This is a genomic window from Vibrio sp. 03_296, assembly GCF_002265885.1.
The window spans coordinates 1-714 of sequence record NZ_NPKW01000473.1; the positions used below are offsets into that span (position 1 = coordinate 1).

Consider the following 714-nt stretch of genomic DNA (forward strand, 5'->3'; position numbering starts at 1 on the left):
GGTGTTAACCTCAACGACGACTACCACCATTATTACACCTCGCTGCAGTTGTTCGATTGGTTTGAAACCACCATCCGTTACACACGCGTGCCGGATATGCTGTTTAACCCGAATCCAGATTACAGCGGCGACAATCTCTATACCGATAAAGGTATTGATTTCAAAATACGCCTTTGGCAAGAGAGCTACTGGTTACCTGAAACCTCAATTGGCATTCGTGATTTGGCGGGACAGGTTTATTTGACGGTCGAGTTTATTGCTGCGACCAAACGGTTTGGCCCAATCGACTTTACGCTAGGTATSGGATGGGGTTATATCGGCCAAAACGGCAACTTCACCAACCCATTTTGCAAAGTTAGCGATAAGTTTTGTGAAAGGCCAAGTGACTATAAAGGCTCGGGGGCAGCGTGATTTGAGCGCTGTTAAAGGCCCTGCCGCTCTCTATGGCGGCATTGAATATCAACACCGTATCAACCACTGCGTGTGAAAGTGGAATACGATGCCAACGATTACAGCCAAGTATTTCCCTTATGTCCGTGGTGGTAAGCCGATGCCACAACATACTCCTTGGAACTTTGGCGTGCTCTATCAACTTTGGAGATTGGGGCGATTGCCAAGTTAAGTTACCAACGTGGCGATACACTGACCTTTGGTTTTAATCTCTACACCAATTTTGATGATCTCAAAGCGGTTTGGCGAGATGAACCCAAGCAA

Annotated in this window: 1 pseudogene; it reads left to right on the forward strand. The window is 46.8% G+C overall.

What is annotated here, in order from left to right:
• Positions 1 to 714 (forward strand): annotated as a pseudogene (locus tag CIK04_RS25490) (YjbH domain-containing protein); the annotation flags it as partial.